Below are 24,020 nucleotides of genomic sequence, written 5' to 3' on the forward strand. Positions count from 1 at the left end.
GGGTTATTGCGGGAGCACTTCCAGGGTGGCCACATAGTTCAAACGACGGGACTTCGCCTGCTTCAGCGTGGTCTTCTTGTCCTCGCTGCTGGTTTCCAGCCAGTACATGCCGGCTTCCGGCCAGGTCACGCTGAACTCGCCGTTCTTGTCGCTGGTGACCTTGATCTCGTCCTGGGCGTTGCGATAGCGCGTACCGCCGCGGGTGATTTCGAAGGCCAGGCCGGCGCGCGGCTTGCCGTCGACCAGCACGCGGAACTTCGCTTCCTCACCGGAGAACAGGTCGTTGGGGTGGCCCAGCGCGACCAGCTCGATGCCCACCTTGGTCGGCGCCAGCGCGGTGGCGTTCGGGGTGCCGTTGGTGACGAAGGTTTCGATGCGGTTGACCGACTGGCTGACCTGCAGCTTCTTCGCCTTCTTCGGCACTTCGGTGGCGAAGGTCGCCACGGTGCCGCGCCAGCGCTTGGGCTTGCCGTCTTCTTCCCAGCTGGCCGAGAGGCCGTTGTTGACCGAGGCCAGGCGGTAGGTGCCCTGCTGGGTCAGTTCGACGTCGAACACGCTGCGGAACTTGCCGGTGGAGGCGTTCTGCGGCTGCACGGTGGTGCCGTCCGGCGCGGTGATGACCAGGCTTTCCAGGCGCAGCGGCACGTGGTTGAAGTAGAACAGGTCGTTGGACACCGCCGCGTCGACGGTGATCCAGGGGTGCTCACCGGCGATGACGGTCTGCGACGGCTGCAGCCAGGCCTTGTGGGCGAGGGCGGAGAACGGAAGTGCGGCGGCCAGGGCGGCGGCCAGGACGAGCGAGCGCTTCATCAACAACTCCATGACGGGTAAAGGGCGCCCTTCCACGGGGAAAGGCGGCGGGAAGATCAGGGCTTGGCCGACAGCGTGACCAGGCCCAGCTCGGTGCTGCCTTGGGCCTTGCCGCTCTGCGGCGCGGTCGCCGGCCAGGTGAAGGGAACCTTGAGCAGCTCGCGGCCGCCGACTTCGCGCACCGCTTCCACCACCAGGGTGTAGTTGCCCGGGGCGAGCGACTTCAAGGCCGGCTGCTTGTCGGTGAACGACAGCGCGTGGGTGCCGGCCGGCTTGGTCGGACCGGTCACGCCGTCCACCGGCACCTTCAGCTCACGCCCGCTCTTGCGCCACCACTGGCGCAGGTCCGGGAGCCACTTGGTGCCGTGGCCTTCGCTGTTGCCGGTCTGCTGGTACCAGACCGCCAGGCTGGCTGCGACCTTCTGGTCGGCGCCTTCCAGCCACACCGCCACGTAGGGCCGGTGGTACTCGGCCACGTTGAGCTTGGGCACCTCGACGTTGATGTCCAGGGTGGTGGCGTAGGCCGGCGAGGTGGCCAGCAGGCCGCTCAGGGCGATGGTGAGGGTGACGCGCATGGTGCGGCTCCGGAAGGGTGGGGTAGGCGGGTCAGTGGATCAGGATCAGGGCGATCAGCAGCGGCACCATCAGGCCGAGCCCGACCAGTGGCCAGGTCATGCGCCGTTGGCGGGCATGCAGGTGCAGCAGGAACAGGCCGGTGATGCAGAACACCAGGCAGGCCACCGCGAAGATGTCGAGGAACCAGCCCCAGGCCGGCCCCGCGTTGCGCCCCTTGTGCAGGTCGTTGAAGTACGACACCCAGCCACGTGAGGTCGCTTCGTACTCCACCGCGCCGCTTTCGCGGTCGATGCTCAGCCAGGCGTCGCCACCGGGGCTGGGCATGGAGAGGTAGATCTCCTCGGGGGACCACTCGGCCGGCCGGCGGCCGACGGAAATGCCCAGTTCGCGATCCAGCCAGCGCGCGGCGGGGCGGGGCACCGGGGCGTTGCCATCGGTGCGGTCGCCGAGTTGGCCGAGCAGCTCGGCCGGCAGTTCCAGTTGCCGGTTGACCACCTGCGGCGTGGCCTCGATTCTGGCCGCGTGATTCAGGGTGATACCCGTGGCCGCGAACAGCAGCATGCCGATCAGGCACACCGCTGAGCTGATCCAATGCCATTGGTGCAGGGTGCGGAGCCAGAAGCCCCGGCTCTGCTGTTGCTGCACGGCGGTGGAAGGAGCGCTGGTGGCCACGGGCACGGAAAGGGGAGCGAATAGCGAATTACACCATTAATGAGAATGGTTCGCAATTATTGCCGGTCCGCCCCCTCCGCGCGTCAGAACTTCGCGTTCAACGAGATCCAGTAACTCCGACGCTGGTCCTTGGTGGCGTAATCGTCCACGCAGTTGAACTCGCTGTCGCTGATCAACACACAGGACTGCGAAACGAAGTCCTTGTCGAACAGGTTGTTGACCCGCGCGTTGACGGTCAGCCACTGGTTGATGTTCCAGCTGCCGCCCAGGTGGAAGATGGTGTAATCCTCGTAGTAGCGCACCTGCGAATTGCTGACGCCACCGACAGTGGTCACCAGCGTGTCCCGGCAACGGTCATACCGCCCTTCGCCGATCAGCGACAGGCTCACCGCGTCGCTGACCTGCCAGTTGAGGCTGGCATTGGCCATGTGTTTGGCCGGGGTGGTGGTGCCACCGACCGGCTTGCCCTTGTCCACACCACTGGTCTGCTCGGACTTCGTATACGTGTAGTTGCCGCGCAGCTGCAGCGACTCGAGCAGGTCCACGTGCGCCGCCGCTTCCACGCCACGTGTTTCGGCGGTGTCGATGTTCACGCTCTGGCTGAAGGTGCTGTAGCCGAGCGCTGCCCAGCCCGGGCCCACGTCCACGCAATACCCGCTGCCTGCCGGGGCCACTTCGCAGTTCGGGAAGGTGCCGCCGCTGGCGATCTTGTCGTCGAACTTGTTGAGGAAGCCGGTGATGTTGAAGCCCCAGCGCTCACCTTCGTAGTAACTGGCGATCTCGTAGTTGGTGCTGGTTTCCGGCTGCAGGTTGGGTGACCCCACCAGCGGCAGTACGCCCTGCCCACCGAATCCGGTCACGCCGGGGAACAGCTGGTCCGGGCGCGGGGTCTTGTACCCGGTGCTCACGCCGCCCTTGAAGGTCCACGCATCGCTGGCATTCCACACCAGGTACGCACGCGGACTGACATGGCTGCCGAAGATGTTGTGGTCGTCATAGCGCACGCCCAGGGTGGCGGTGAGCGCGTCGGTCAACGCCCAGTTGTCCTCGGCGAACACCGACCACATGCGGTGCTTCTGCTTGACGTTGTCGCGGTAGCCGGCGCCGTCCATGCCGAACACGCCGTCGATCATGTCGGTATCGGTGTACTGGCCGCCCAGGGTCAGCTTGTGCGCGTCGAAGCTCATGTCCAGCATCGTGTCCAGCACGTAGCCTTCCAGCTCCATGGTGCGCATCGGACGCGGCAGGAACGCTTCCAGCCGTGCCATCTCGGCCGGGTTCAGTGCGGTCAGCGCGTTGCTGCGGCCGGCCGCGCAGTTGTTGGCCGCACCGGTGCGGCGGCACACGTCGTTCCAGAGCGTCTGCAGGTCGGCGCGTTCGTCCAGGGTCAGCGGCAGCGAGCGGCCCAGGTTGTTGCTCTTGGTCTGGGTCAGCGTGGTCTGCCAGGTGCCGAACGCGTATCGGCCCTGGTGGCTCAGTGCCAGCTGGTCGCGCTCGTAGCGCTGGTAGGCGGTGTAGCCCACGCGCGGCTGCACCACGCGGCGGGTGATCGTGCCAGTGCCGTTCGGGTTCGGAATGGTGGCATTGCCGACGCGCCACAGGCTGGCCAGGCTGTCCAGGGTACCGGTCTGGCCTTCGCTGTTGTCGTACTTCTGGCGTGATACGTCGTAGTCCAGCGACAGGTCGTGGTCGTCGTTGATCGACCAGCTCAGGCGCAGGCCGGTGTTCCAGTTGGTGTTCGCCACCGCCTTGCCGCCACCGCCGAAGCCGATGCTGCGCTCCCACAGGGTGCCGTCGGGCAGGGTCAGTGCCTCCCATTCCGGGTTGGAGGCCTTGGCGTCGTAGTAGCTGCCGCGCACGGCCACGTCCAGTCGTTCCTTGACCAGCGGGCCGGTCAGGTACACGTCGGTGGTGCGCGCGTCGCCGAACTGGTCGTCCTGCTGCACGGTGAAGCCCTGGGTGACCGAGCCGTGCCAGCTGTCCTGGTTGCGCCGGGTGATGATGTTGATCACCCCGCCCATCGCGTCGGAGCCATACAGCGTGGACATCGGGCCGCGCACCACTTCAATGCGTTCGATGGAATCCAGCGGCGGCAGGTAGGCGAACTGGCCACCGCCGAAGTTGTTCGGGTACAGCTGGCCGACGTTGCTCTGGCGGCGGCCATCGATCAGCACCAGCGTGTATTCGGACGGCATGCCGCGCATGGAGATGGTGGCGCGGCCGTTCTTGTCGGTGGTTTCCATGCCCACGTCGATGCCTTCCACGTCGCGCAGCGCGTCCACCAGGCTGGTGTACGGACGCTTGCTGAGTTCCTCGCGGCTCACCACGCTGATGCTGGCCGGGGCGTCGGTGATCTTCTGCTCGAAGCCCGAGGCGGTGACCACCACCTGGTCCAGGGTCTTGGGGTCGCCGGCGGCATCGCCACTGGCGAAGGCGGGTGCGCTGAGCGCGCCAAGCAGGGCGACGCTGAGGGTGCAGCGGGACAGGGACGTGCGACGACGATGGCGCTGGGCCATGGGGTTTACCTCGAAAAGAGTGCGAACGCGGGAACACCGCGGCCGGCGGCCGCAGAGGAAGGTGGGAATCAGCAGAAGGCCCGGGGGTGCGGGCGGTGCGGCACGGGCGTCCGCAGGCGTGCGCACGCTATGGTGCGCGACCGCCGGGATCAGCCCTGCGGCGGGGCCTGCCCGCGCTGCACGCGCAGGCCGGGAGCCGCAGGCAGCGGCGTGGTCGGTGCGGAATCGATCGACGGTGCGCGCTGCGGTGGCAGCTCGGCCAGGGTGGCCATCAGCGCGTCGAGCGATTCGGTGAGCGGGGTGGGCGGCAGGCGCGGCGGAAGTTCCGCCGGCGTTGCAGCGGACATGCGGCGCGGCTTGGCCGGTGTCTCTTCCTGCAGACGGATGTCACCGGGACTGCGTTCTTCGGCCGGCAGCTGCAGCACCAGCGCGGCGGTTCCGGGCAGGTGCGGTTCGAGCAGGGGCAGGGCGCCGAACAGCATCGAGAGCAGCGCCAGCCACCCCAGCACCGTCGCCAACGCCGGGCGCTGCCCGCGCACGGCGGGGGCAAAGCTGCGGTGGTGGTGCGGATGGCGCAAGACGGATTCCCTGTCGAAGGCGCGCCGGCAGGTCCGGTGCGGCGCAGATTGTAGATAGCGCCTGTAACAAACGCAAATAGGAATGATTTACATAACAGCCCTTACCTGTCGGTAGAGCCACGCCTTGCGTGGCTGCTCGCGGTGCTCAGGTCTCGCTCCAGCGTCGCAGCAGGTTGTGATAGACCCCGGTCAACTGCAGCACGGCGCCCGGTTCGGCCCCGGTGATCCGCAGCTTCTCGATCGCCCCGTCCATTTCCAACAGCATCCGCCGCGCACTGTCGTCACGCACCATGCTCTGCACCCAGAAGAACGAGGCGACCCGCGCACCGCGGGTCACCGGGTTCACCTTGTGCAGGCTGCTGGACGGGTACAGCACCAGGTCGCCCGCAGGCAGCTTTACGTCATGCTCGCCGTAGGTGTCGCTGATGACCAGTTCGCCGCCGTCGTAGTCCTCCGGCGCGTTGAGGAACAACGTGCACGAAACGTCCGAGCGCAGGTGACTGCGCTGGCCGTCCGAGCCGGTGATCATCACCGCGCCATCCACATGGAATCCGTACTCGCCGCCGCCCTGGTAGCGGTTGAAGCGGGGCGGCAGGATGCGCAGCGGCAGTGCAGCGGCGAAGAACAGCGGGTGCCGTTCCAGCGCCGCCAGCACGATCCGCCCCAGTTCGGCCTTCAGCGGCGAGGCGTCGGGCAGCTGCTGGTTGCGCTTCACCTGCGCGCCCTGCACGCCCACCGTCTCGCGGCCGTCGGCCCAGTCCGCCGCCGCCAGCGCGCGCTGCAGGTGGGCCAGCTCGTCGGCAGTGAGGACATCGGGGACGTGCAGCAGCATGGCAGGGTCCTGGCGGGGATCAGAAGCGGAAGTCGGCGCTGAACAGCACGCTGCGCGGAACGCCCGGGGTATAACGGTAGCCGCTCTTGTTGATCGCGGCCACATACTGCTTGTCGAACAGGTTGTAGGCGTTCAAACGCAGCACCAGGTGGTCGTTGATCGCGTACGAGGCCACCGCGTCATACACCGTGTAGGACTTGGTGAAGGCCGGCGTACCCACCGCACCGTCGGTGCCGCGATGCATCTGGCCGGCATAGCGCACGCCGCCGCCCAGGGTCAGCCCGAACGGGAAGGTGTAGCTGGTCCAGCTGGTGAAGGTCGCGCCCGGCGTGTAGGTCAGGTTGCGGGTGCCGTCGGCGGCCACATTGGCGCCTTCTTCGACTTCGGTGTCCAGGTGGCTGTAGCCGGCCGACACCGACCAGTTGTCGGTGATGCGGCCGACCGTGGAGACTTCGATGCCCTGCACCGACTTCTTGCCGGTCTGGGTCGGGTTGCCGGCGTCGTCCAGCACCTGGGTGTTGATCTCGTTGCTGACCTCGGTCTTGAACAGCGCCACGTTGAAGGCCAGCGCGTCATCCAGGAATGCCCACTTGGTGCCCACTTCCAGTGTCTTGGCCTTCTGCGGATCCAGGCTGGGGTTGTCGGCGCTGCTGGCAGACGTGCTCAGCTGGAAGTTGTTGCCGCCCGGGGGCTGCTGCGACAACGCGTAGTTGCCGTACAGGCTGACGATGTCACCGACCTTGTACACCGCGCCAATCTTCCAGTTCAGAAGGGTGTCGCTGTGCTCCAGCGACGGGTTGGCGAGCACCGTGCCGACCGGACTGCTGCCGCAGGCCGGGCCGCGGCCGCCGCACACCGCGGCACTCTGGTACTCGGTCCTGTAATGGTCCGCGCGCAGGCCGGCAGTGACCAGGAAGCTCTCGGTGAAGTGCAGCGTGTCGAACAGGTATACCGACGAGGTGGTGGTCTCGCCACGGGTGTTGGCGCCGTTGTGCGCCCAGGTCAGGCCGGTGGCATTCCAGTCCGGGTTGTACAGGTTGGCAGCCGACCAGGTGGTGCCGTTGGTGGCGGCCTGCCCGAAGGTCTTGAGCTCTTCGCGGGTGAATTCCAGCCCGGTGCTCAGGTTGTGCGCGATGGCACCGGTGTTGAAGTCCGCGCGCAGGTTGAGCTGGTCGGTGAGGATGGTGTTCTGCTGGTCCTTGAAGGTCGGCAGGCTGCGCGCGATCGTATAGGTGTCCAGGTTGTTGCGGTCGGTGTAGCGGATGTTGCCGGTCGGAGCGCCATTGGCACCGCGCGTGCCGGTGCCCATGAACGCGGTCAGCAGGTAGTCCTGGTCGGTACGACCCCAACGCGCGGTGTTGGTCAGCTGCAGGCCGTCGTTGAAGTCGTGCTCGATGCGGAACGTGGCCATCTTCGCGGTGACATCGTCATGGTCGGCGCGGGTGCCGTAGAAGTTTTCCGGGTTCACCGGATGGCCGGCCAGCTGTTCCAGGGTCGGCTGCGGGGTCCAGCCCGGCAGGCCGAGCGTCGGCACGCCGCCGTCGGGCACGTTCTGCTGGTCGACGTACAGCAGGTTGAGGATGTAGCGGGTGTTGCTGTCCAGCCCGAACACCAGCGACGGCGCGATGCCCCAGCGCGAATTGTTGACGTGGTCGCGGCCTGGCTGGTCGCTGTCCTGCCACATGGCGTTGAGGCGCAGCGCACTGCTGGCGCCCAGGGTCTGGTTCCAGTCGGCGGTACCGCGGAGCTGGCTGTCGCTGCCTGCGGACAGGGTGCCGCTGACCGCGTCATGCAGGTTGGCCTGCTTGCTCACCATGTTGATCGAACCGGTCGGGGCCGAGCGGCCGTTGTCAGTGCCGGCGGGACCCTTGGACACTTCCACCTGTTCGGTGTTGAACACATCGCGCGAGATCGAACCGACGTCGCGCACACCGTCCACGAAGATGCTGCTGGAGGTGTCGAAGCCACGCATGAAGATGCTGTCGCCGGTGTTGGTGTTGCCGTTTTCGCCCACGTAGAACGTACCCACGCCCGGGCTGTTGCGCAGCGCATCGGTCAGCGTGGTCGCGCCCTGCTGGGTGAACAGGTCGCGGGTGATGACCTGGATGGTCTGCGGGGTGTCCTGCAGCGGCTGGGTGAACTTGGGCGAGGCGACCTTGTCGGCCTTGAAGCCGCGCGTGGCCAGCACGTGCACCTGGTCCAGCGTCTGCGCAGTGGGGTCATTGGACTGGGCCTGCGCGGCCACGGGCAACACGGCCAGGCTGAGGCCGGTAACCAGGCTGGCGGTGGCCAGGCTGGCGGCGCTGCGGGCGGGGGAAGAGTGCTTGCGGCTCTTGATCATGGTGGTGGAAGACCTGGAAACGGATGAAGGGAAGCCGCGTACACGCACGGGGGGATGCGCGCACGCAGGAGCATGGACGGTCGATCGGCTACGGAAAGACGGAGTGCGGACAGCAGTCGGCGGCACGCGCGGCGGCAGGCCAGCGCGGCGGGTCGATCAGGCGCGGACGGGAGGCGCCTGTGACAGGTGCGAGCGCAGTGGGCGCGTCGGGACGGAGATCAGTGCCGGAAGGGCAGGTGTCACGCTGCTGCCTGCACCGGACAGCAGGCTCAGTGTCCAGACCGGTGCGCCGGTCTTGCCGGGCCGTCCGCTTTCCGCTTCCTTTTCGCCCGCCACGCAGGCATGCACGGCGGCGTTGAGGCGGCCTGGCATGGGGTCGCCGGATTGACTGCGGTCGTCGCTCGATGACGTGCTGACCGTGGCCCCCGCCGATCCAGCCGCCACATCCAGGCCCGGCCAGCCGACGAAGGCAGCAAGCAGGCAGAACATCGCCGCTGCAGTCAGCAGCAGCGGGGTCCAGCGGGCGGAGGTGGCGTCTCGGGCGGAAGCCATGAGGCGGGGATCGGTCAGGCCGTGGCGGCGAAGAACGCTAAATTAACAGAAACAATAATGATTCGCATCCGCGATCATGTCGCCATCATCCCCGTTCTGGCGCTGAACAGGGCCGGATATCGAAAACTGTGGGCTCAGTCGCGGTCGTCGCGGGTCCAGACCGCGTCGTGCTCCCGCTTCACCGGGAACTTCGGCACCGGGCTGTAGGCCGGTGCGCACAGGGCGCGGCCGTCACGCACGTCGAAGCGCGCGCTGTGCAGCACGCACTCGATGCTGCCCTCGGTGGTGTCGAAGGTGCCCGAGGACAGCTCGAACTCTTCGTGCGTGCACTGGTCTTCCAGCGCGTACAGCTCGCCGTCCAGGTTGAACACCACGATCGGCGTGCCGGTGACCTCGTCGAAGGTGCTCTTCATCTCGCCCGGCAGCAGTTCTGCGGTGGCGCAGACGAACGTCCAGGCCTCGCTCATGCGTGTGCCGCCAGCGGCTTTTCCAGCACTTCGAAGCGCAGGTCGTCGCGCTTGGGAATGCCGAAGCGCTCGTCGCCGTAGGGGAAGGGCTTCTTGATCCCGGTGCGCTGGTAGCCGCGGCGCTCGTAGAAGGCGATAAGCTCGTCGCGGATGTCGATCACCGTCATCTGCATCACCGGCACCGCCCATTCGCGTGCGGCATGCGCTTCGGCGGCATCCATTACCTGCTTGCCGATGCCGCCGCCCTGCTGGGCCGGGTCCACCGAGAACATGCCGAAGTAGCCCTTGCCGTGCTCGTCTGCCACGTGGGCGCAGGCCAGCAGCTGGCCGTCGCGTTCGGCCAGCAGCACGGTGCTGCGCGGGCGCTCGATGTCGGCCTGCAGGCCGGTGGCGTCGATGCGCGCGCCGTCCAGCATGTCTGCTTCGGTGGTCCAGCCGGCGCGGCTGGCGTCGCCGCGGTAGGCCGAGATGACCAGGGTGATCAGGGCGGGAATGTCGGCCAGCGTGGCCGCACGGAAGGTCAGGGTGCTCATGCCGTCATTCTAGTGGCGGCTGCCAGTGGCGGGTAGTTCGGCGGCGCGGGCTCAGCGGATGAAGAACTCGACCGGGAACGACAGCTCCACCGGCGCCGGCCGGTCGTCCGGCACGGCTGGCAGCGGTTCGGCGCGGCGGAAGGTATCCAGCGCAGCCTGGTCCAGCATCGCGTAACCGGAGCTTTTCTCCACCGACAGCGCCAGCAGGTGGCCGTCGCGGGACAGGGTTACCCGAACCTGCACCACCCCTTCGTGGCGGCGTGCACGCGCGGCATGCGGGTAGCGACGGAAGCGCTCCAGCTGGGCCATGACCCGGCCTTCCCAGCTTTCGCGACCGGGCGTGGCTTCGCTCGGGCCGGGCGGCAGCGGCGGGCTGGGCGGAGAGGCGGCAACGGAGGCCTGCTGCTGCAGCGGTGCCGGGGCGTCGGTTCTGGGCTGCGGCGGGGTAGGCGGCGGGATGACCCAGTTGGCGGCGTCCCGCGGCGGCGTTTTCGGAAGATCGCGCGGCGGCTCGGGTTTCTGGTGTTGTACCGCGGCTGCCATGCTTGGCGTGGGCGCGACGATGTCTTCCAGCGGCACCTGGGGCGCGCGCGGTGGCAGCAGCAGGAGCTGGGTGCGGTCCGCGGGAGGCGGCGGAAGAACCGGCATGCTGCCTGCATGGTTCCAGAGCAGGAGGGCGATGGCGGCCACGTGGGCCAGGATGGTCAGGCTGGCGGCAAGCTTGCGGCCGTGACGCTCGGTGAACGGTGCGGCGGCGGTTGCGCTGCCACGCGGCGGCACCGGCGGCAGGCGCTGCAGGTAGTCGTGCAACGAAAGGCTGCTTGCGGCACTGGGGGCGACCGATGACATCCGACAGCATTAATGAGAAGGGTTCTCATTATGACATAGGCAGTTCGGCGTATGCTGCGGCGATCCAGTGCACGACTGTGAGGGGGGGCAGGATGATGACTGAGATGGAAGTGTTGGTTGACCGGTACCGGGTGTTCTTCGGGATCCTCGCTGTCGTCGTCTGGGTCAGCACGCTGGCAAGCCTGGTTGTCCTGCACAGGCTTCGAAAGCACCGGCCCGAAAAGCTGGCCCAGGTCGGCATCCAGCATATCGACTGGTGGTTTGCATGCTGGCGGGGGATTGGACGTCTTGCCTTCAGCACGCACGGCGATGACCTGACGATGCGTGAGCGGTTGGCGCTGCAGGTGATGACTGTGAGCTGCGCAGTGTTTCTGGTTTCAATGCCACTGCTGCGGGTCGTCGACCAGCTTCGCGCGCTTGCTTATGCTGAATGAAATGCGTCGGTATTCTCATGTTCCCAGATACATCGCTTCATGGACTGCCGCATCGGGCCTAACGGGTCACGCTGAGAGGTGAAGCTGTCAACGGAGAAGCCAGCCTGAACATGGCGGCTGTGAGGCCCCCGCCGCCGGTGATCTGATGAGGAAAGGACTTGTAACGATGGTTGCCATCTCCCAGTTGCTCCAGCTCGAACAAGACGCAATTGCGCTCCTTCTGCATGGCGAGGGTGTACCTCGTGAACTTGTGGCACAAACAAGCAGGGTTGAGTCGGTAGTGAGAGACGAAACCCCTGCTGGCGTCTACGTCGACTTTGTTCTCACGACCGGTGCCATTCCGCTGGAGGGACGGCGGGATTTCCACATCGCGGACTTGAGCTTTGTCACCGGCGATTTGAAGGAGCTGGAATTCATTCTCTACGTTCGAAGGGGGTTCATTGCCTGCTTTGAGGTCTACTCAGTCTTTGACGTGCTCCCCTCTTATGAATCCGTCTTCGGCTCATTCAGCGGAGTTCCGACGGTCTACGAGTGAGTAAATGTGAAGGGCTCTGTTTGCATCAACGGGAATCGATATCTCAGATGAATGACCTGAAGTACTCCGTGCCTTCCTCATCGACTGGTAGGCGAATTTTAAAAATCGCGGCGGTGTCAATCGGGTTGGCGGTGTGCGCGTTGGTCGTTGGCGCGCCGCTTGGCTACTTTGAAGCCGAGTTGAGTGCCAGCGTTGATCCCATGAGGCTGCTTCTTCTCAATGAGGCCTCGTTCGCGCTTGCTTACTTCCTGTGCTGCTTTGCTTTTGCGCGTAAATGGCCAGACGGCGCGGCATTCAGGACCTTGCTCGCCTTCGCTGTGCTTCAATTGCTTTCGGTCGCCCTGGTTGCGGCTACCGGTGCTGGGTTCCCGCCCAGAGCTGTTCTTGTTCTCAGCATTGTCAGCGGCGCGGCATGCTCACTATTGGGCGCCGTTGTGGGCAGCTGGGGAGTGGCAGGTTCTGGATCTACTCTGGAACAGCGTCCTTTGTGTGCCTGTTCTCGGATCTTGAGGGACTGAAGTGACTGACGAACCGAGAGAGATGCGGCTTCGAATGATCAATCGGACGTTGGCAGTAGTTCGCACGTCTTCAGTAATGCTGCTCCTGTTCTTCATGAATGGTTGCCAGTGGATTGGAGGTGCGGTTGTCTCTGTCGAAAACACAGGAACCCGAGCGATCGACCAGGTTCAAGTTGAGGTCGGCGGCGGAATCGTGGAGCTGGGGCAGCTCGCACCGGGAGCATCCAGGCGGCTTACTCCCGAGATCAAGGCCGACTCAGCTATCCGGATTCGCTAAGTGGATGAAGGAAAGGCTTTGACCTGTGATGGTGACGTCTACTTTACGGGGAACATCTACATCCGTGTTGAGGTGGAGATCGGTGGCGGTGCATGCCGTGTCGCTGATGTGACACCCGTTTGATTCGAGGGCGCTCCAAGTGACGAACAAGAGCTGGGATGAGGTACGTAAGCGACGAACCTTGTTGGCCGATGAGAGGGAGCGCGTGCACTTGAGGTCACGCCACGGCCCTGCCTTGGTCCAGGCCATCAATGAAGCGGCCTCCTGCAGTCTGAGTATCGATGACTTCCGGGCCAGCACACTCGAGTGGGACATTGTATGGCCGCAGGATATTCGTGATGCTCCAGGCCTGGTTCGTGCCTATGTGGGCCAGGCCGAAGCACTCAGGGTCATGCAGTGCGTCGAGCGCAGACTGGGTCCACTTGACGGAGAGATCGGCTTTCACGAGAAGGCCTATCTTGGATTCGCGCCCGTGAGCGGGTTCGCCGTCACCTCGATGGTGGCAATCGCGGCCTCCACCGGGGACTCGGCTCTGTTCCACTCTGAATCCGCTGGGGTTGTGATGCTCGTGGACTGTTACGGAAACACTGCCGATGAGCAGTTCAGCGTGATGATCCAGGGGGCAGGGGTGCCGCCAGGCCTTGCAGTGAGCTTCCCGGCGAAGCGTTGACAGCAGCGCAGGCGCCGATAACCCGTGGCGATTAGTGAGGAAGCCGAACCAATGCCTGCTTCGTGCCAAGTCAGCCTGTACATCAAGGGCGATGCGCTTGATCCGGATCTCATCTCGGGGATCCTGGCCGTCCAGCCAACCAGGGCTCACAGGATGGGTCACGCATGGACGACGTCCGGTGGCTCTGGCGTAGTGGAGAAAACGGGACTCTGGAGGTTGACGCTGCAAGGCGACGATGCCGAAGTTTCTGCACTGATCGCTGTCATGGATCGGATCGCGATGAGTGGGGAAACTGCGTTGGCGAGCCTGCCCGGAGTTGAGTCTGCGTTCGTGGACGTGCTTCTGCTTACGGACGTGGATGAGCGGGGTGGAGGTACGGGGCAACTTACTCTCGACTCAAGCGCAGTCCAGATCCTGGGGCGTCTTGGCTTGCCTGTGGAATTTACTTTCGCGGCTGTTGTCCCTTGATGGTGTGTAACAGCGAAGCGGTTGGCGTTCTCCAGCCAGGTATTAGGGGTATCTGGTAGAGTCGCGAGGATGCGTGCGTCTATCGAAGGGAAGCGAGGGTGATGACGACTGATTGGTTGAATCTCATCGAGTCCATCGTGCTTCCGACGATGCCACCTGACCTGCCGTTCGCGACTCAGGGTTGGGCGGGAATGGCTTTCGACCGAACGTTGCATGAGGATCTGGCGCCCGATATTGTTTGGAGTTGCTGGCTGGCGGCGCACAACGACGGGGCCGGATATCCATCTGGCCTCGGTGCGGCCAGGTACAGAAACGCGGCTGATTCGGGGTCCATGGTTCACGTCAAGGCAGACATGGACTCAGTTCGGGCGTACTGGGACGAGAATGCCAATTTTCTGCGCGACCACTATGTCTTTTCGCTCGACAAGCGTTGGATTGTCCGGCTGGATCAGGATACGACGCTGTTTCTGGGGCGACTGGAATTCATGCAATCTGTGACGAAGAGGTTGGGCGGGATCGCTGAAGTGCGGAAGATGATGGATGACGATCTCATCGGTGGAGCTGTAGATGTCGTTGGGCTTGGAGGCTATATCGATGGGCTGCTTGATCCGCTGTCACGGCGCTGAGTCGTTTTATCAGTGATTCGCACAGGCGACGCGATTGTGGACCCTATGTGAGCGTTACGGGGCAGGATGAGTCGGTTCAGCGATTGGATTGAGATCTAGGTAGTTTGGTATCGCCCTCGACCGTGTCGTCGGGTGTAACTACTGGGCGTGGATTCGGCTGAGGAGGCTTATGGAGAAGTCGGTTGATCTGCTGGTGAGAGATCATCAATGGGTTGCATGGTTGTCTGTGGTGTCCCTCGTCTCTTTTGCTGCGAGCGTTGTGACTGTCGCAATCGTGGGGGGAGACACCGGCAGGCATGGGCTGGAAATTCTGGCTGGCTGCATGATGGCGGTGCTCGTGACGAGCTCCTTCGTTGCGATGGTCGGCGCTACGATTGCGGTAGTGCGTAACCGGGCGCGACTGGCAGACTGGGGCATGTTCCTGATCTTCATATGGTGCGTGCCGTATCTGGGAGTGACGTTCTATCTCAGTCCGGTTTTCCTCATGGGATTGCTGAGGCGCCGCTCGCGAGTGAGCTTTGGTGCGGGCGATCCCTGAGGCGACGTGGCGGCGGCAAGTGACCCAGTCGTGCATGAGGCGCAGTTGGAGGCCCGGCCTTGAGTGGGCTTTGGTTTCGCTCTTGCTGCTTGATCAGGCATCTGGAGGGCCGGCCAACGGCCGGCGCTACCGGTGCGGAGCAACGCGCGGTGTTACCGATGGGTTCGGGGATGGTGCGCGTCCGCAGGTGGCAGTCGGCGCACGACCAACGGTCGTGCGTTAACGAGTCAGCCCAGCAGCTTGCGGACCTTGTTCAGCGCTGCGATGAAGCGCTCGATTTCGGCGTGGGTGTTGTAGAACGCCAGCGAGGCGCGGCAGGTGGCCGCTACGCCGTAGTACTGCAGAAGCGGGTGGGCACAGTGCTGGCCGGAGCGGATGGCGACGCCTTCCAGGTCGAGCAGGGTGGCCAGGTCGTGCGCGTGCGCGCCTTCGATCAGGAAGGAGACCACCGCCGCCTTGTCCGGCGTGGTGCCGAACATGCGCAGGCCTTCGATCTTGTTGAGCTCTTCGGTGAAGTGCGCGAGCAGTTCGCCTTCGCGTGCTTCCACGTGCTCGAGGCCCAGCGATTCCAGATAGTCCACCGCCACGCCAAGGCCGATGAAACCGGCGATGTTCGGGGTGCCGGCTTCAAACTTGTGCGGGGCATCGCTGAACACGGTGCCTTCAAAACTGACTTCCTTGATCATCTCGCCACCGCCGAGGAACGGCGGCATGGCATCGAGATGCTCGCGCTTGGCCCACAGCGCGCCGGTGCCGGTGGGGCCGCACATCTTGTGGCCGGTGATGGCGTAGAAGTCGCAGCCGATGGCGGCAATGTCGACCTTGCGGTGCGGCACGGCCTGCGAGCCGTCGACCACGGTGATGATGCCGCGCTTGCGCGCTTCACGGCAGATTTCGCGGACCGGGTTCACCGTGCCCAGCACGTTGGAGACGTGAGCGACGGCGAGCAGCTTGACCTCGGGGGTCATTGCCCTGCGCAGCGCGTCCAGGTCGAGCGCGCCTTCCGGGGTGATCTCGGCCACGCGGATCGTGGCACCGGTGCGCTGGGCGACCAGCTGCCACGGCACGATGTTGGCGTGATGCTCCATGCGCGAAACCAGGATCACGTCGCCGGCCTTCAGGCGCGGCAGCGCCCACGAGTAGGCCACCAGGTTGATCGCGAAGGTGGTGCCGCTGCACAGCACCAGCTCGCTGGCGCGCACGTTGAGGAAGCGCGCAAGCTTGGTGCGCGCGCCCTCGTAGGCGTCGGTGGCCTCGGTGCCCAGCGCGTGCACCGCGCGGCTCACGTTGGCGTTGTAGCGACGGTAATACTCGTCCACCGCGCCGATCACCTGCACCGGCTTCTGCCCGGTGTTGGCGTTGTCGAAGTACACCAGCGGCTTGCCGTGCACTTCCCGCATCAGCAGCGGAAAGTCCAGGCGCACGCGGTCCCAGTCGGGGGCGACCGCAGTGTCGGTCGCCGGGCGCGGGGTGGAGAGGTTCATGCCACGCCCGCCTTGGCCAGCGCGATGTCCAGCTGGCGGCGCAGCTGTTCGGTCAGGCGCGCGTCGAGCATGTTCAGCGGCTCGTGGCAGAACGCGGCGCTGAGCAGCTGCTGGGCCTGTTCGGCCGGCAGGCCGCGCGAGCGCAGGTAGAACAGCGCGTTGGCGTCGAGCTGGCCGACGGTGGCGCCGTGCGCGGCCTTCACTTCGTCGGCGTCGATCACCAGCGTGGGCTGGGTGTCGATCTCGGCGTCGGCCGAGAGCAGCAGGTTCTTGTTGGAGAGGTTGGCGTCGGTGCCGTCGGCACCGGCCCGGATGTGGATGCCGCCGTGGAAGACCACGCGGCTGCGGTTGGCGGCGACGCCGCGCCAGACCATTTCCGAGGCGGTGTCGCGCGCGATGTGCTCGATGCCCAGGCGGGTATCGACATGGCGGCGGCCGTTGCCGAGCAGCACGCCATTGGCGGTGAGCTGGGCGTTGTCGCCTTCCAGGCGCACGTTGAGTTCGTGGCGGCTGAGCGCGGCGCCCAGCTCCAGGTCCACGCGGCGGTACTGCGCGTCGCGGGCCAGCACGGCGTCGGTGCGCAGCAGGGTGGTGGCGCGGGCGCTGTCGGCCTGCACGCGGGCATGCGAGAGCACCGCGTCCTTGGCCAGGTGCACGTGCACCAGGGTGTTGCCGAAGTGCGCGGCATCGCCCAGGTCCAGGTGGTGTTCGACCACGCCAAGTGCGGCACCTGCGCGCAGCTCGATCAGGTGGCGGTGGTGCCAGGCCAGGTCGGCGGCACCGGCGGCGCTGATGAAGACCAGCTGCAGCGGTGCTTCGACCTGCACGCCGTCATCCACGCGCACCAGCACGCCTTCGTCGGCCAGCGCGGCGTTGAGGCGGGCAAAGATCTCTTCGCTGCGCTCGAAGCGGCGGCCAAGGAAGCGCAGGGCGTCGTCGCCGGCGTGCAGCGCGGAAGACAGCGTCTGCACCTGCACGCCGTCCGGCAGCGCGGCCAGGTCGCTATGCGCTTCGGAAGGACGGCCGTTGACGAACACCAGCCGCGGCGACGGGATGTCGGCCAGCAGGGCAGGGTCGATCTCCGGCGCGGCCAGCGGCGCCGGCAGGAAGCTGCGGCGTTCCAGCTGGCGCAGCGAGGTGTACTTCCAGGCTTCGCTGCGCGGGCCGGGCAGGCCGGCCTGCAGGGCCGCGTCGAGCTCGGCACGGCGCGCGTCGCTGCCGCAGAAACCGGCGGCAAGGGAATCCAGCAGGGCGCTCATCAGACCGCTGCCTCCGGCACCACGCGGTCCTTCAGGAAGTGGTAGCCGTGCGCTTCCAGTTCCAGGGCCAGCTCGGGGCCGCCGCTCTGCACGATCTTGCCGTCGGCCAGCACGTGCACCACGTCCGGCTTGATGTAGTCGAGCAGGCGCTGGTAATGGGTGATGACCAGGAACGAACGGTCCGGCGAGCGCAGCGCGTTGACGCCGTCGGCCACGCTCTTGAGCGCGTCGATGTCCAGGCCGCTGTCGGTCTCGTCCAGGATCGCCAGCTTCGGCTCGAGCACGGCCAGCTGGAAGATCTCGTTGCGCTTCTTCTCGCCACCGGAGAAGCCTTCGTTGACGCCACGGTGCAGCAGTTCGTCCTTCAGGTGCAGCACGGCCAGCTTCTGGCGCACCAGCTTGAGGAACTGCATGGAGTCCAGTTCTTCCTCGCCGCGCGCCTTGCGCTGGGCGTTGAGCGCGGCGCGCAGGAAGTAGGTGTTGTTCACGCCGGGGATTTCCACCGGGTACTGGAAGGCCAGGAACAGGCCGGCGGCGGCGCGTTCTTCCGGGGCCAGCTCGAGCAGGTCGCGGCCTTCGAACTGGATGCTGCCTTCGCTGACGTCATAGCCGTCGCGGCCGGCCAGCACATTGCCCAGGGTGGACTTGCCGGCGCCGTTGGGGCCCATGATGGCGTGCACCTGGCCCGGCTTCACGTCCAGCGAGAGGCCCTTGAGGATTTCTTTTTCGCCAATGCGGGCGTGCAGGTTGTCAATCTTCAGCATGATACGAATCCGGGTAGTGCCACGCCCTGCGTGGCAAAAAATGTAAACCAAAGGCGCGGCAGATCAGCCCACGGAACCTTCAAGGGAAACTTCCAAAAGCTTCTTGGCTTCCACCGCAAACTCCATCGGCAGCTCGCGGAAGACCTGCTTGCAGAAGCCGTCCACGATCATCGACACCGCGTTTTCCTGGTCGATGCCACGTGCGCGGCAATAGAACAGCTGGTCGTCGGAAATCTTGGAGGTGGTGGCTTCGTGCTCCACCGTCGCACTCGGGTTCTTGACCTCGATGTACGGGAAGGTGTGCGCGCCGGAGGTCTTTCCGATCAGCAGCGAGTCGCACTGGGTGTAGTTGCGCGCGCCATCGGCATTCCGGTCGACCTTGACCAGGCCCCGGTAGGTGTTCTGGCCACGGCCGGCACTGATGCCCTTGCTGACGATCTTGCTCTTGGTGCGCTTGCCGATGTGGATCATCTTGGTGCCGGTGTCGGCCTGCTGGCGGTGGTGGGTCAGCGCCACCGAGTGGAACTCGCCCACCGAGTCGTCGCCGAGCAGCACGCAGGACGGGTACTTCCAGGTGATCGCCGAACCGGTCTCGACTTGGGTCCAGGTGACCTTGCTGCGCGCGCCACGGCATTCGGCACGCTTGGTGACGAAGTTGTAGATGCCGCCGACGCCGTTCTCGTCGCCCGGATACCAGTTCTGCACCGTGGAGTACTTGATCTCGGCATCTTCCAGCGCGACCAGCTCGACCACCGCGGCGTGCAGCTGGTTCTCATCGCGCATCGGCGCGGTGCAGCCTTCCAGGTAGGACACGTACGCCTTGTCCTCGCAGATGATCAGGGTGCGCTCGAACTGGCCGGTGTGGCCGGCGTTGATGCGGAAATAGGTGCTCAGTTCCATCGGGCAGCGCACGCCCTTGGGAATGAACACGAAGCTGCCGTCGGAGAACACGGCCGAGTTCAGCGCGGCGAAGTAGTTGTCGCCGACCGGGACCACGGTGCCCAGGTACTTCTGGACCAGCTCCGGGTGCTCCTTGATGGCTTCGGACATCGAGCAGAAGATCACGCCCTTCTCGGCCAGTTCCTTGCGGAAGGTGGTGCCGACCGAGACCGAGTCGAACACCGCGTCCACGGCGACGCCGGCCAGCTTGGCGCGCTCGTGCAGCGGCACGCCCAGCTTGTCGTAGGTGTCCAGCAGTTCCTTCGGCACGTCGTCCAGCGAGGCGTACTTCGGGCCCTTCGGCGCGGAGTAGTAGCTGAGCGCCTGCAGGTCGATCGCGGCGATCTGCAGCTTGGCCCAGTTCGGCATCGGCATGGTCAGGAAGTGGCGGTAGGCGTCCAGGCGCCACTGCGTCATCCACTCCGGTTCGTCCTTCTTGGCCGAGAGGGCACGGATGGTGTCCTCGTCCAGGCCGGGCGGCAGCGAGTCCGATTCGATGTCCGTGATGAAGCCGGCCGAATATTTGCGGCCGAGCTGCTCATGGATCTCGCGGTTGGGGGTGTCGCCGGGGGCGACGGTGTCGAGGGTATCGGTGGCCATGGGGGCTGCCTGTGGATCAGGAGACGACATCCGCCGCGATCACGCGGCGGGGGGCGTCAACAAGGGGAAGAGGGGGCAGGATCTGCGCCAGGCTGACCTTGCGCAGTGCGTCGGACACCACGTCGTTGATCAGCCGCCAGCTGCTGCGCGCGCCGCACTGCAGCTCGCGTCCGCACTGGCTGTGGTCGTGCGCGCACTCGGTCAGGCCCAGCGGCCCCTCCATGGCTTCGACGATCTCGAACAGGCTGATCTGGTCGGCGGCGCGGGTCAGCCGGTAGCCGCCGCGCACGCCGCGCAGGCCTTCGACCAGGCCGGCCTGGGCCAGCGGCTTGAGCAGCTTGCTGACGGTGGGCGGCTCGAGGCGGGCATATTCAGCCAGTTCGGTCGCACTGAGTACCTCGCCCGGGCGCGCGGCTAGGACGGTCAGGACGACGGTGGCGTAATCGGTGAGCTTGGTGACGCGGAGCATGGGGAGGGCGGAGCCATAAAGCGGACTGAAATTGTACGCTTTTATGCGCGGGCATCCAACCCGTCGTGTTCAGGTAGGCATCATCACGACTATTAAGCGAGAATCGACCATCCCAACGTAACGGCCAGCCTGATGCCCAAGAAGATCCAAGCCCGCAAATCCTCGATCCACGGCAATGGCGTGTTCGCGCTGGCGCCACTGAAGAAGGGCGAACGGGTCATCCAGTACAAGGGCCTGCTGCGCAGCCACGCCGATGTGGACGCCGATGATACCGGGGATGTGGAGAGCGGTCACACCTTCCTGTTCACCCTGAACGACAACTACGTGATCGACGCCAACTACAAGGGCAACGATGCGCGCTGGTTGAACCACAGCTGCGACCCGAACTGCGAGGCGGTGATCGAGGAAGCCGAGGGCGACAACCGCCGCGAGGACAAGGTGTTCATCGAGGCGATCAAGGACATCGAGCCGGGCGCCGAGCTGACCTACAACTACGGCATCACCCTGGCCGAGCGCCACACCGCGCGCCTGAAGAAGATCTGGGAATGCCGCTGCGGCTCGAAGAAGTGCACCGGGACGATGTTGCAGCCCAAGCGCTGAGCGCGAGGGCTGTAGTGCCGGCCGCTGGCCGGCTCCAGGCAAATCCAACCGAAAGAGGAGCCGGCCGTTACTTCCCCAGCACCCCGGCCGGCACCATCGCGCCCAGGTCCTGGTTGAAGGTCACCACCAGCTTTCCGTTCTGCACCTGGGCCGACTGCACCTGCAGCGCGCCGAGCAGGGCGCCGACGGTCGGGTCGATTTTGTAGATCGGCTCGCGGCGGGCGTAGTCGGTCAGGAACACGTTGAGCAGCTCGCGGGTGCGCGAGTCCAGCCGACCGCCGTTGTTGGCCGGGGTGAAGTCGTCCACGGTCGGCTGGTCCAGGTGGAAACCCTGGGTCTGCGCGTCGTAGCGCAGGCCGCTGCTCAGCTTGACCTTGCCGAGCGGCGCCGGCGCGCCACCGGCGGTCGCCAGCGCCACGTCCATGCCCAGGTCCAGCCGGTTGCCCTGCGGCAGGGTCAGCTTGGGATGGCTCATGGTCATGGCGATCAGGCCGCCCAGCGCGTCCTGGGTGCGCGGGAAGCTGCCATCGAGGTACTGCTGCACGTCGGCGGCACCCACCGACAGGTTGCGGCCGGAAATGCTGGGGGCGGCCTGTGCGCCGACCGCAGCGGCGATCAGGACGGTGCAGGCGGCAAGGCGGGCGAACGCGGGGCGTAGCTTCATGGGAGCAGGCGCAGGGTTGGGATGCCCACACGATAGCGGGTCTGGATGAATCGGTGCTTCATGGCTGGCGCCAGAAGCATCCACGCAGGGCGTGGATCTACCGCAGCATGTTCATTGCACCACCGGTTGCAGGGACGCGCTGTGGATTTCCCAGCCGCTGCCGTCGGGGCGCGGTTGCAGGCGGTACCAGCCCTGGAAGACGAAGGTGCCCGTACCGGTAGTCGCGCGGACCCGGACCGGGACCTCGCGCAGGCGCGAGGGCTGTTCGGTGTCGCGGGCGATGGGACTGTCGGTGTCGATCCGCAGGTTGCGCAGGTCGGCGATGTCGCGCAGGACCGCGTCGTCGGGCCGGGAGCTGGTACGGCCGCCGCTCCAGTAGGCGTCCGACGCGCTGCGGTCGCGGTTGAGCAGGGCATGCACGTAGTTGCGGACGGTGGTCCCTTCGTCCGCGGCGCCGGGTGCCACCGCGCTGAGCGTCGGCGACGCCACGCTGGAGAGCGTGCCTTCCGCGGGCGGCGTTGTGTCCGCCGCGGGCGTTGCGTGGGCGAGGGGAGCGGCATCCGGCCGCGCGCCATCGGCGACCGGGTCGGGCTGGCATGAGCATCCTGCAAACAACAGCGGCAACAGAAATACGACTCGACGCATGGCGCACCCTCCCCGGTGGAGGGCAGAGTGTAGCGGTGCTTCAGGGTGCGCGCTGTATTCCATCCAGGGCGCTGAGCACCTGGTCCAGCTGTGGCTGCAGTGCGGTCAGCGGGTGGCTGGGCTGGTCGGCGTAGCGCTGCGCGAGGTCCTGCAGCAGCTGGGTGGCGACAATCGCGGCAGCGCGCTCGTCGCCGCTCAGGCCGGTCTGGCGCCGCGCCACTTCCAGCAGCCGCATCCAGTCCTGCTGGGCGCGGTGTTCCAGTTCGATGGTGCAGCGTCCGCTGCACTGCAGCCCGTCCTTTTCGATCGGGGTAACGGTGATGCGATAGCGTTGCGAGGGGCTGGCCATGGCGGTGCACTGTGGGGGGATGGACCCACCATAGGCGTGGCGACGGGCCGGGGCGACAGGCGCGGCCGCACGCAGTGTTCCACCTTGTGCGTTCCGCTTTTGCGCGGATCCTGCGTGCAGCCCGTGGCGGCAGGGTCTGCACCGGCGGGACGGGTTCCGCCCGGGTCTGGCAACGCTGTGTTTCGCCGCCGCTGCGCTGCCCCAAACGAGAACGGGACGGCCAAGGCCGTCCCGTCCGGGTGCTGCAGGAAGCGCGCAGATTACAGCGCGGCGTCCTTGAGCTTCTTGAGCGGACGCACCTTCAGCTTGGTGGTGGCCGGCTTGGCGGCGAACCACTGCTCTTCCTTGGTGAACGGGTTGATGCCCTTGCGCTTCGGCTTGGCAGCAACGCTGACGGTGGTGATCTTCAGCAGGCCCGGCAGGGTGAAGCTGCCAGCGCCCTTCTTGTGCACCGAGGAGGCCACGGCGGTTTCCAGCGAGGCCAGCACCGCGCGGACGTCCTTGGCGACAACGCCGGAGGCTTCTGCGATGTGTGCAACCAGGCCGGACTTGGTCAGCACTTCCTTGATCGGCTTCGGAGCTGCCGGCTTTGCGGCGGCCTTCGTAGCGACTTTCTTCACTGCCTTCTTCGGGGCAGCCTTCTTAGCGGTCTTTGCCATGGTTTCCTGTTCCGTGATCGGTTGGTTGGGTGGTCGCGCCGAACCCATCGGCAAGCGAAATGTAGGGCAACAATGCGGCGCCGCCAATAGGCAAACGCATAAAAATTCGGCTTTTCTGCAAATTCGATTACCGCAGTGCATCAGGACATGCCCGGAAATGCGGTCGCGGGACGCCCTTCCGGGCCGGTTTGGCAGCCCCGCCCGGCCAGACACGGCGCTAACGCCCCCCGGTCTACGCTGTGCGTGCCATTCACCCACAGAGGAAGAACCGATGGGCATTTCGCGTCACGCCACCGCGCACTGGGAAGGTGACCTCAAGACAGGAAAGGGACAACTGAGCACGCCGCAGAGCGGCCTGCTGGACAAGACCCGCTATGCCTTCAGCAGCCGCTTCGGCGACGAAAAGGGCACCAACCCGGAAGAACTGATCGCCGCCGCGCATGCCGGCTGCTTCACCATGGCGCTGTCGGCCAAGCTCACCGAAGCCGGTTTCGTGCCGACCTCGCTGGACACCGAAGCCAAGGTCGACCTGTCGATGGAAGGCGGCCCGCAGCTCTCGCAGATCACCCTGAAGGTCAAGGCGGTGGTCCCGAACATCGACGCGACGCAGTTCCGCGCGATCGCCGACGACGCCAAGCAGAACTGCCCGGTGTCCAAGGCCTTGAGTGCGGTGCCGATCAGCCTGGAAGCCGAATTGGGCTGATGGGTGTTCTGGGGTGCCGGCCAGAGGCCGGCACTAGCCAGGGCGCCGCGTAGCGACACGCCATGCGTGTCCCATGTGGTGCCGGATACCCCG

Annotated in this window: 28 protein-coding genes; 8 read left to right on the forward strand and 20 right to left on the reverse strand. The window is 65.7% G+C overall.

What is annotated here, in order from left to right; genetic code table 11:
- Positions 1–3: 3 nt before the first annotated feature.
- The 11 genes from HGB51_RS11925 to HGB51_RS11975 form a co-directional block, all read right to left on the reverse strand.
- Complete coding sequence (locus tag HGB51_RS11925) at positions 4–810, reverse strand: DUF4198 domain-containing protein (RefSeq protein ID WP_070206704.1); 807 nt, start codon at positions 808–810, stop codon at positions 4–6.
- 56 nt (positions 811–866) lie between these two features.
- Positions 867–1,385: a DUF2271 domain-containing protein gene (locus HGB51_RS11930; RefSeq protein WP_070206659.1), complete on the reverse strand. Its 519-nt coding sequence runs from the start codon at positions 1,383–1,385 to the stop codon at positions 867–869.
- Between the two features lie 31 nt (positions 1,386–1,416).
- On the reverse strand, positions 1,417–2,058 hold the full coding sequence (locus tag HGB51_RS11935) for a PepSY-associated TM helix domain-containing protein (protein ID WP_070206658.1): 642 nt from the start codon (positions 2,056–2,058) through the stop codon (positions 1,417–1,419).
- Between the two features lie 83 nt (positions 2,059–2,141).
- On the reverse strand, positions 2,142–4,574 hold the full coding sequence (locus tag HGB51_RS11940) for a TonB-dependent receptor domain-containing protein (RefSeq protein ID WP_070206657.1): 2,433 nt from the start codon (positions 4,572–4,574) through the stop codon (positions 2,142–2,144).
- A gap of 149 nt (positions 4,575–4,723) precedes the next feature.
- On the reverse strand, positions 4,724–5,152 hold the full coding sequence (locus tag HGB51_RS11945) for a hypothetical protein (protein ID WP_070206656.1): 429 nt from the start codon (positions 5,150–5,152) through the stop codon (positions 4,724–4,726).
- A 145-nt stretch (positions 5,153–5,297) separates the two neighbouring features.
- Positions 5,298–5,984 carry a Fe2+-dependent dioxygenase gene (locus HGB51_RS11950; protein ID WP_070206655.1) on the reverse strand — a complete coding sequence of 229 codons (687 nt, stop codon included), beginning with the start codon at positions 5,982–5,984 and terminating at the stop codon, positions 5,298–5,300.
- Positions 5,985–6,003: 19 nt separating this feature from the next.
- Positions 6,004–8,325 (reverse strand): catecholate siderophore receptor Fiu, encoded by a 2,322-nt coding sequence (locus HGB51_RS11955; RefSeq protein ID WP_070206654.1) that lies wholly within the window; start codon positions 8,323–8,325, stop codon positions 6,004–6,006.
- Positions 8,326–8,481: 156 nt separating this feature from the next.
- Entirely contained in the window at positions 8,482–8,877 is a 396-nt protein-coding gene (locus tag HGB51_RS11960) for a hypothetical protein (RefSeq protein WP_070206653.1), read from the reverse strand.
- A 134-nt stretch (positions 8,878–9,011) separates the two neighbouring features.
- Positions 9,012–9,344 carry a non-heme iron oxygenase ferredoxin subunit gene (locus HGB51_RS11965; protein ID WP_070206652.1) on the reverse strand — a complete coding sequence of 111 codons (333 nt, stop codon included), beginning with the start codon at positions 9,342–9,344 and terminating at the stop codon, positions 9,012–9,014.
- Positions 9,341–9,877 carry a GNAT family N-acetyltransferase gene (locus tag HGB51_RS11970; protein ID WP_070206651.1) on the reverse strand — a complete coding sequence of 179 codons (537 nt, stop codon included), beginning with the start codon at positions 9,875–9,877 and terminating at the stop codon, positions 9,341–9,343. The genes HGB51_RS11965 and HGB51_RS11970 overlap by 4 nt, the downstream gene beginning before the upstream one ends.
- Positions 9,878–9,928: 51 nt before the next feature.
- Positions 9,929–10,687, reverse strand: a complete 759-nt coding sequence (locus HGB51_RS11975) for an energy transducer TonB (protein ID WP_171966838.1) — start codon at positions 10,685–10,687, stop codon at positions 9,929–9,931.
- A 143-nt stretch (positions 10,688–10,830) separates the two neighbouring features.
- On the opposite strand from HGB51_RS11975, the gene HGB51_RS11980 reads away from it, so the two are divergent.
- From HGB51_RS11980 to HGB51_RS12005, 6 genes are all read left to right on the forward strand, one after another.
- Complete coding sequence (locus tag HGB51_RS11980) at positions 10,831–11,160, forward strand: hypothetical protein (RefSeq protein WP_171966839.1); 330 nt, start codon at positions 10,831–10,833, stop codon at positions 11,158–11,160.
- 166 nt (positions 11,161–11,326) lie between these two features.
- The gene (locus HGB51_RS11985; protein ID WP_070206649.1) at positions 11,327–11,695 is read left to right on the forward strand and encodes a hypothetical protein; all 369 of its coding nucleotides are present in this window, start codon (positions 11,327–11,329) and stop codon (positions 11,693–11,695) included.
- A 47-nt stretch (positions 11,696–11,742) separates the two neighbouring features.
- On the forward strand, positions 11,743–12,213 hold the full coding sequence (locus HGB51_RS11990) for a hypothetical protein (protein ID WP_141739003.1): 471 nt from the start codon (positions 11,743–11,745) through the stop codon (positions 12,211–12,213).
- 416 nt (positions 12,214–12,629) lie between these two features.
- Positions 12,630–13,160: a hypothetical protein gene (locus tag HGB51_RS11995; RefSeq protein ID WP_141739002.1), complete on the forward strand. Its 531-nt coding sequence runs from the start codon at positions 12,630–12,632 to the stop codon at positions 13,158–13,160.
- A gap of 569 nt (positions 13,161–13,729) precedes the next feature.
- The gene (locus HGB51_RS12000; protein ID WP_246233622.1) at positions 13,730–14,254 is read left to right on the forward strand and encodes a hypothetical protein; all 525 of its coding nucleotides are present in this window, start codon (positions 13,730–13,732) and stop codon (positions 14,252–14,254) included.
- 169 nt (positions 14,255–14,423) lie between these two features.
- The gene (locus tag HGB51_RS12005) at positions 14,424–14,792 is read left to right on the forward strand and encodes a hypothetical protein (protein WP_070206645.1); all 369 of its coding nucleotides are present in this window, start codon (positions 14,424–14,426) and stop codon (positions 14,790–14,792) included.
- A 227-nt stretch (positions 14,793–15,019) separates the two neighbouring features.
- On the opposite strand, the gene HGB51_RS12010 is transcribed toward HGB51_RS12005, so the two are convergent.
- From HGB51_RS12010 to HGB51_RS12030, 5 genes are all read right to left on the reverse strand, one after another.
- Entirely contained in the window at positions 15,020–16,276 is a 1,257-nt protein-coding gene (locus HGB51_RS12010) for a cysteine desulfurase (RefSeq protein ID WP_070206644.1), read from the reverse strand.
- The gene (sufD, locus tag HGB51_RS12015) at positions 16,273–17,535 is read right to left on the reverse strand and encodes a Fe-S cluster assembly protein SufD (RefSeq protein ID WP_070206643.1); all 1,263 of its coding nucleotides are present in this window, start codon (positions 17,533–17,535) and stop codon (positions 16,273–16,275) included. The genes HGB51_RS12010 and sufD overlap by 4 nt, the downstream gene beginning before the upstream one ends.
- On the reverse strand, positions 17,535–18,299 hold the full coding sequence (gene sufC / locus HGB51_RS12020; RefSeq protein WP_070206642.1) for a Fe-S cluster assembly ATPase SufC: 765 nt from the start codon (positions 18,297–18,299) through the stop codon (positions 17,535–17,537). The genes sufD and sufC overlap by 1 nt, the downstream gene beginning before the upstream one ends.
- A gap of 63 nt (positions 18,300–18,362) precedes the next feature.
- The gene (gene sufB / locus HGB51_RS12025) at positions 18,363–19,838 is read right to left on the reverse strand and encodes a Fe-S cluster assembly protein SufB (RefSeq protein ID WP_070206641.1); all 1,476 of its coding nucleotides are present in this window, start codon (positions 19,836–19,838) and stop codon (positions 18,363–18,365) included.
- Positions 19,839–19,854: 16 nt separating this feature from the next.
- A complete protein-coding gene (locus tag HGB51_RS12030; protein WP_070206640.1) occupies positions 19,855–20,307 on the reverse strand; it encodes an SUF system Fe-S cluster assembly regulator in 453 nt (150 codons plus the stop codon).
- A 132-nt stretch (positions 20,308–20,439) separates the two neighbouring features.
- Between HGB51_RS12030 and HGB51_RS12035 the strand changes: the two genes are divergently transcribed.
- On the forward strand, positions 20,440–20,907 hold the full coding sequence (locus HGB51_RS12035; protein ID WP_070206639.1) for an SET domain-containing protein: 468 nt from the start codon (positions 20,440–20,442) through the stop codon (positions 20,905–20,907).
- Between the two features lie 67 nt (positions 20,908–20,974).
- On the opposite strand, the gene HGB51_RS12040 is transcribed toward HGB51_RS12035, so the two are convergent.
- The 4 genes from HGB51_RS12040 to HGB51_RS12055 all read right to left on the reverse strand — a co-directional run bounded on the left by HGB51_RS12040 (position 20,975) and on the right by HGB51_RS12055 (position 23,224).
- Positions 20,975–21,571 (reverse strand): YceB family lipoprotein, encoded by a 597-nt coding sequence (locus HGB51_RS12040; RefSeq protein ID WP_070206638.1) that lies wholly within the window; start codon positions 21,569–21,571, stop codon positions 20,975–20,977.
- Between the two features lie 111 nt (positions 21,572–21,682).
- Positions 21,683–22,216, reverse strand: a complete 534-nt coding sequence (locus tag HGB51_RS12045; protein WP_070206637.1) for a hypothetical protein — start codon at positions 22,214–22,216, stop codon at positions 21,683–21,685.
- A 40-nt stretch (positions 22,217–22,256) separates the two neighbouring features.
- A complete protein-coding gene (locus HGB51_RS12050; RefSeq protein ID WP_070206636.1) occupies positions 22,257–22,565 on the reverse strand; it encodes a DUF3861 family protein in 309 nt (102 codons plus the stop codon).
- A 260-nt stretch (positions 22,566–22,825) separates the two neighbouring features.
- Positions 22,826–23,224, reverse strand: coding sequence for an HU family DNA-binding protein (locus HGB51_RS12055; RefSeq protein ID WP_070206701.1), 399 nt, complete (start codon positions 23,222–23,224; stop codon positions 22,826–22,828).
- A 271-nt stretch (positions 23,225–23,495) separates the two neighbouring features.
- Between HGB51_RS12055 and HGB51_RS12060 the strand changes: the two genes are divergently transcribed.
- Positions 23,496–23,927, forward strand: a complete 432-nt coding sequence (locus HGB51_RS12060) for an OsmC family protein (protein ID WP_070206635.1) — start codon at positions 23,496–23,498, stop codon at positions 23,925–23,927.
- Positions 23,928–24,020: the final 93 nt, after the last annotated feature.

Origin of the sequence: Stenotrophomonas bentonitica (genome assembly GCF_013185915.1) — a bacterium.
Lineage (GTDB): Bacteria > Pseudomonadota > Gammaproteobacteria > Xanthomonadales > Xanthomonadaceae > Stenotrophomonas > Stenotrophomonas bentonitica.

What these genes read in the sequence shown, in the direction of transcription:
- HGB51_RS12060 (WP_070206635.1), top strand. Translation starts at nt 23,496, where the DNA reads ATGGGCATTTCGCGTCACGCCACCGCGCACTGGGAAGGTGACCTCAAG.
- HGB51_RS11950 (WP_070206655.1), bottom strand. Translation starts at nt 5,984, where the DNA reads ATGCTGCTGCACGTCCCCGATGTCCTCACTGCCGACGAGCTGGCCCAC.
- HGB51_RS12040 (WP_070206638.1), bottom strand. Translation starts at nt 21,571, where the DNA reads ATGAAGCTACGCCCCGCGTTCGCCCGCCTTGCCGCCTGCACCGTCCTG.
- sufB (WP_070206641.1), bottom strand. Translation starts at nt 19,838, where the DNA reads ATGGCCACCGATACCCTCGACACCGTCGCCCCCGGCGACACCCCCAAC.
- HGB51_RS11990 (WP_141739003.1), top strand. Translation starts at nt 11,743, where the DNA reads ATGAATGACCTGAAGTACTCCGTGCCTTCCTCATCGACTGGTAGGCGA.
- HGB51_RS12035 (WP_070206639.1), top strand. Translation starts at nt 20,440, where the DNA reads ATGCCCAAGAAGATCCAAGCCCGCAAATCCTCGATCCACGGCAATGGC.
- HGB51_RS11940 (WP_070206657.1), bottom strand. Translation starts at nt 4,574, where the DNA reads ATGGCCCAGCGCCATCGTCGTCGCACGTCCCTGTCCCGCTGCACCCTC.
- HGB51_RS12030 (WP_070206640.1), bottom strand. Translation starts at nt 20,307, where the DNA reads ATGCTCCGCGTCACCAAGCTCACCGATTACGCCACCGTCGTCCTGACC.
- HGB51_RS11930 (WP_070206659.1), bottom strand. Translation starts at nt 1,385, where the DNA reads ATGCGCGTCACCCTCACCATCGCCCTGAGCGGCCTGCTGGCCACCTCG.
- sufC (WP_070206642.1), bottom strand. Translation starts at nt 18,299, where the DNA reads ATGCTGAAGATTGACAACCTGCACGCCCGCATTGGCGAAAAAGAAATC.
- HGB51_RS12010 (WP_070206644.1), bottom strand. Translation starts at nt 16,276, where the DNA reads ATGAACCTCTCCACCCCGCGCCCGGCGACCGACACTGCGGTCGCCCCC.
- HGB51_RS11980 (WP_171966839.1), top strand. Translation starts at nt 10,831, where the DNA reads ATGGAAGTGTTGGTTGACCGGTACCGGGTGTTCTTCGGGATCCTCGCT.
- HGB51_RS11925 (WP_070206704.1), bottom strand. Translation starts at nt 810, where the DNA reads ATGAAGCGCTCGCTCGTCCTGGCCGCCGCCCTGGCCGCCGCACTTCCG.
- sufD (WP_070206643.1), bottom strand. Translation starts at nt 17,535, where the DNA reads ATGAGCGCCCTGCTGGATTCCCTTGCCGCCGGTTTCTGCGGCAGCGAC.
- HGB51_RS12045 (WP_070206637.1), bottom strand. Translation starts at nt 22,216, where the DNA reads ATGCGTCGAGTCGTATTTCTGTTGCCGCTGTTGTTTGCAGGATGCTCA.
- HGB51_RS11955 (WP_070206654.1), bottom strand. Translation starts at nt 8,325, where the DNA reads ATGATCAAGAGCCGCAAGCACTCTTCCCCCGCCCGCAGCGCCGCCAGC.
- HGB51_RS12005 (WP_070206645.1), top strand. Translation starts at nt 14,424, where the DNA reads ATGGAGAAGTCGGTTGATCTGCTGGTGAGAGATCATCAATGGGTTGCA.
- HGB51_RS11965 (WP_070206652.1), bottom strand. Translation starts at nt 9,344, where the DNA reads ATGAGCGAGGCCTGGACGTTCGTCTGCGCCACCGCAGAACTGCTGCCG.
- HGB51_RS11970 (WP_070206651.1), bottom strand. Translation starts at nt 9,877, where the DNA reads ATGAGCACCCTGACCTTCCGTGCGGCCACGCTGGCCGACATTCCCGCC.
- HGB51_RS12055 (WP_070206701.1), bottom strand. Translation starts at nt 23,224, where the DNA reads ATGGCAAAGACCGCTAAGAAGGCTGCCCCGAAGAAGGCAGTGAAGAAA.
- HGB51_RS11960 (WP_070206653.1), bottom strand. Translation starts at nt 8,877, where the DNA reads ATGGCTTCCGCCCGAGACGCCACCTCCGCCCGCTGGACCCCGCTGCTG.
- HGB51_RS11985 (WP_070206649.1), top strand. Translation starts at nt 11,327, where the DNA reads ATGGTTGCCATCTCCCAGTTGCTCCAGCTCGAACAAGACGCAATTGCG.
- HGB51_RS12050 (WP_070206636.1), bottom strand. Translation starts at nt 22,565, where the DNA reads ATGGCCAGCCCCTCGCAACGCTATCGCATCACCGTTACCCCGATCGAA.
- HGB51_RS12000 (WP_246233622.1), top strand. Translation starts at nt 13,730, where the DNA reads ATGACGACTGATTGGTTGAATCTCATCGAGTCCATCGTGCTTCCGACG.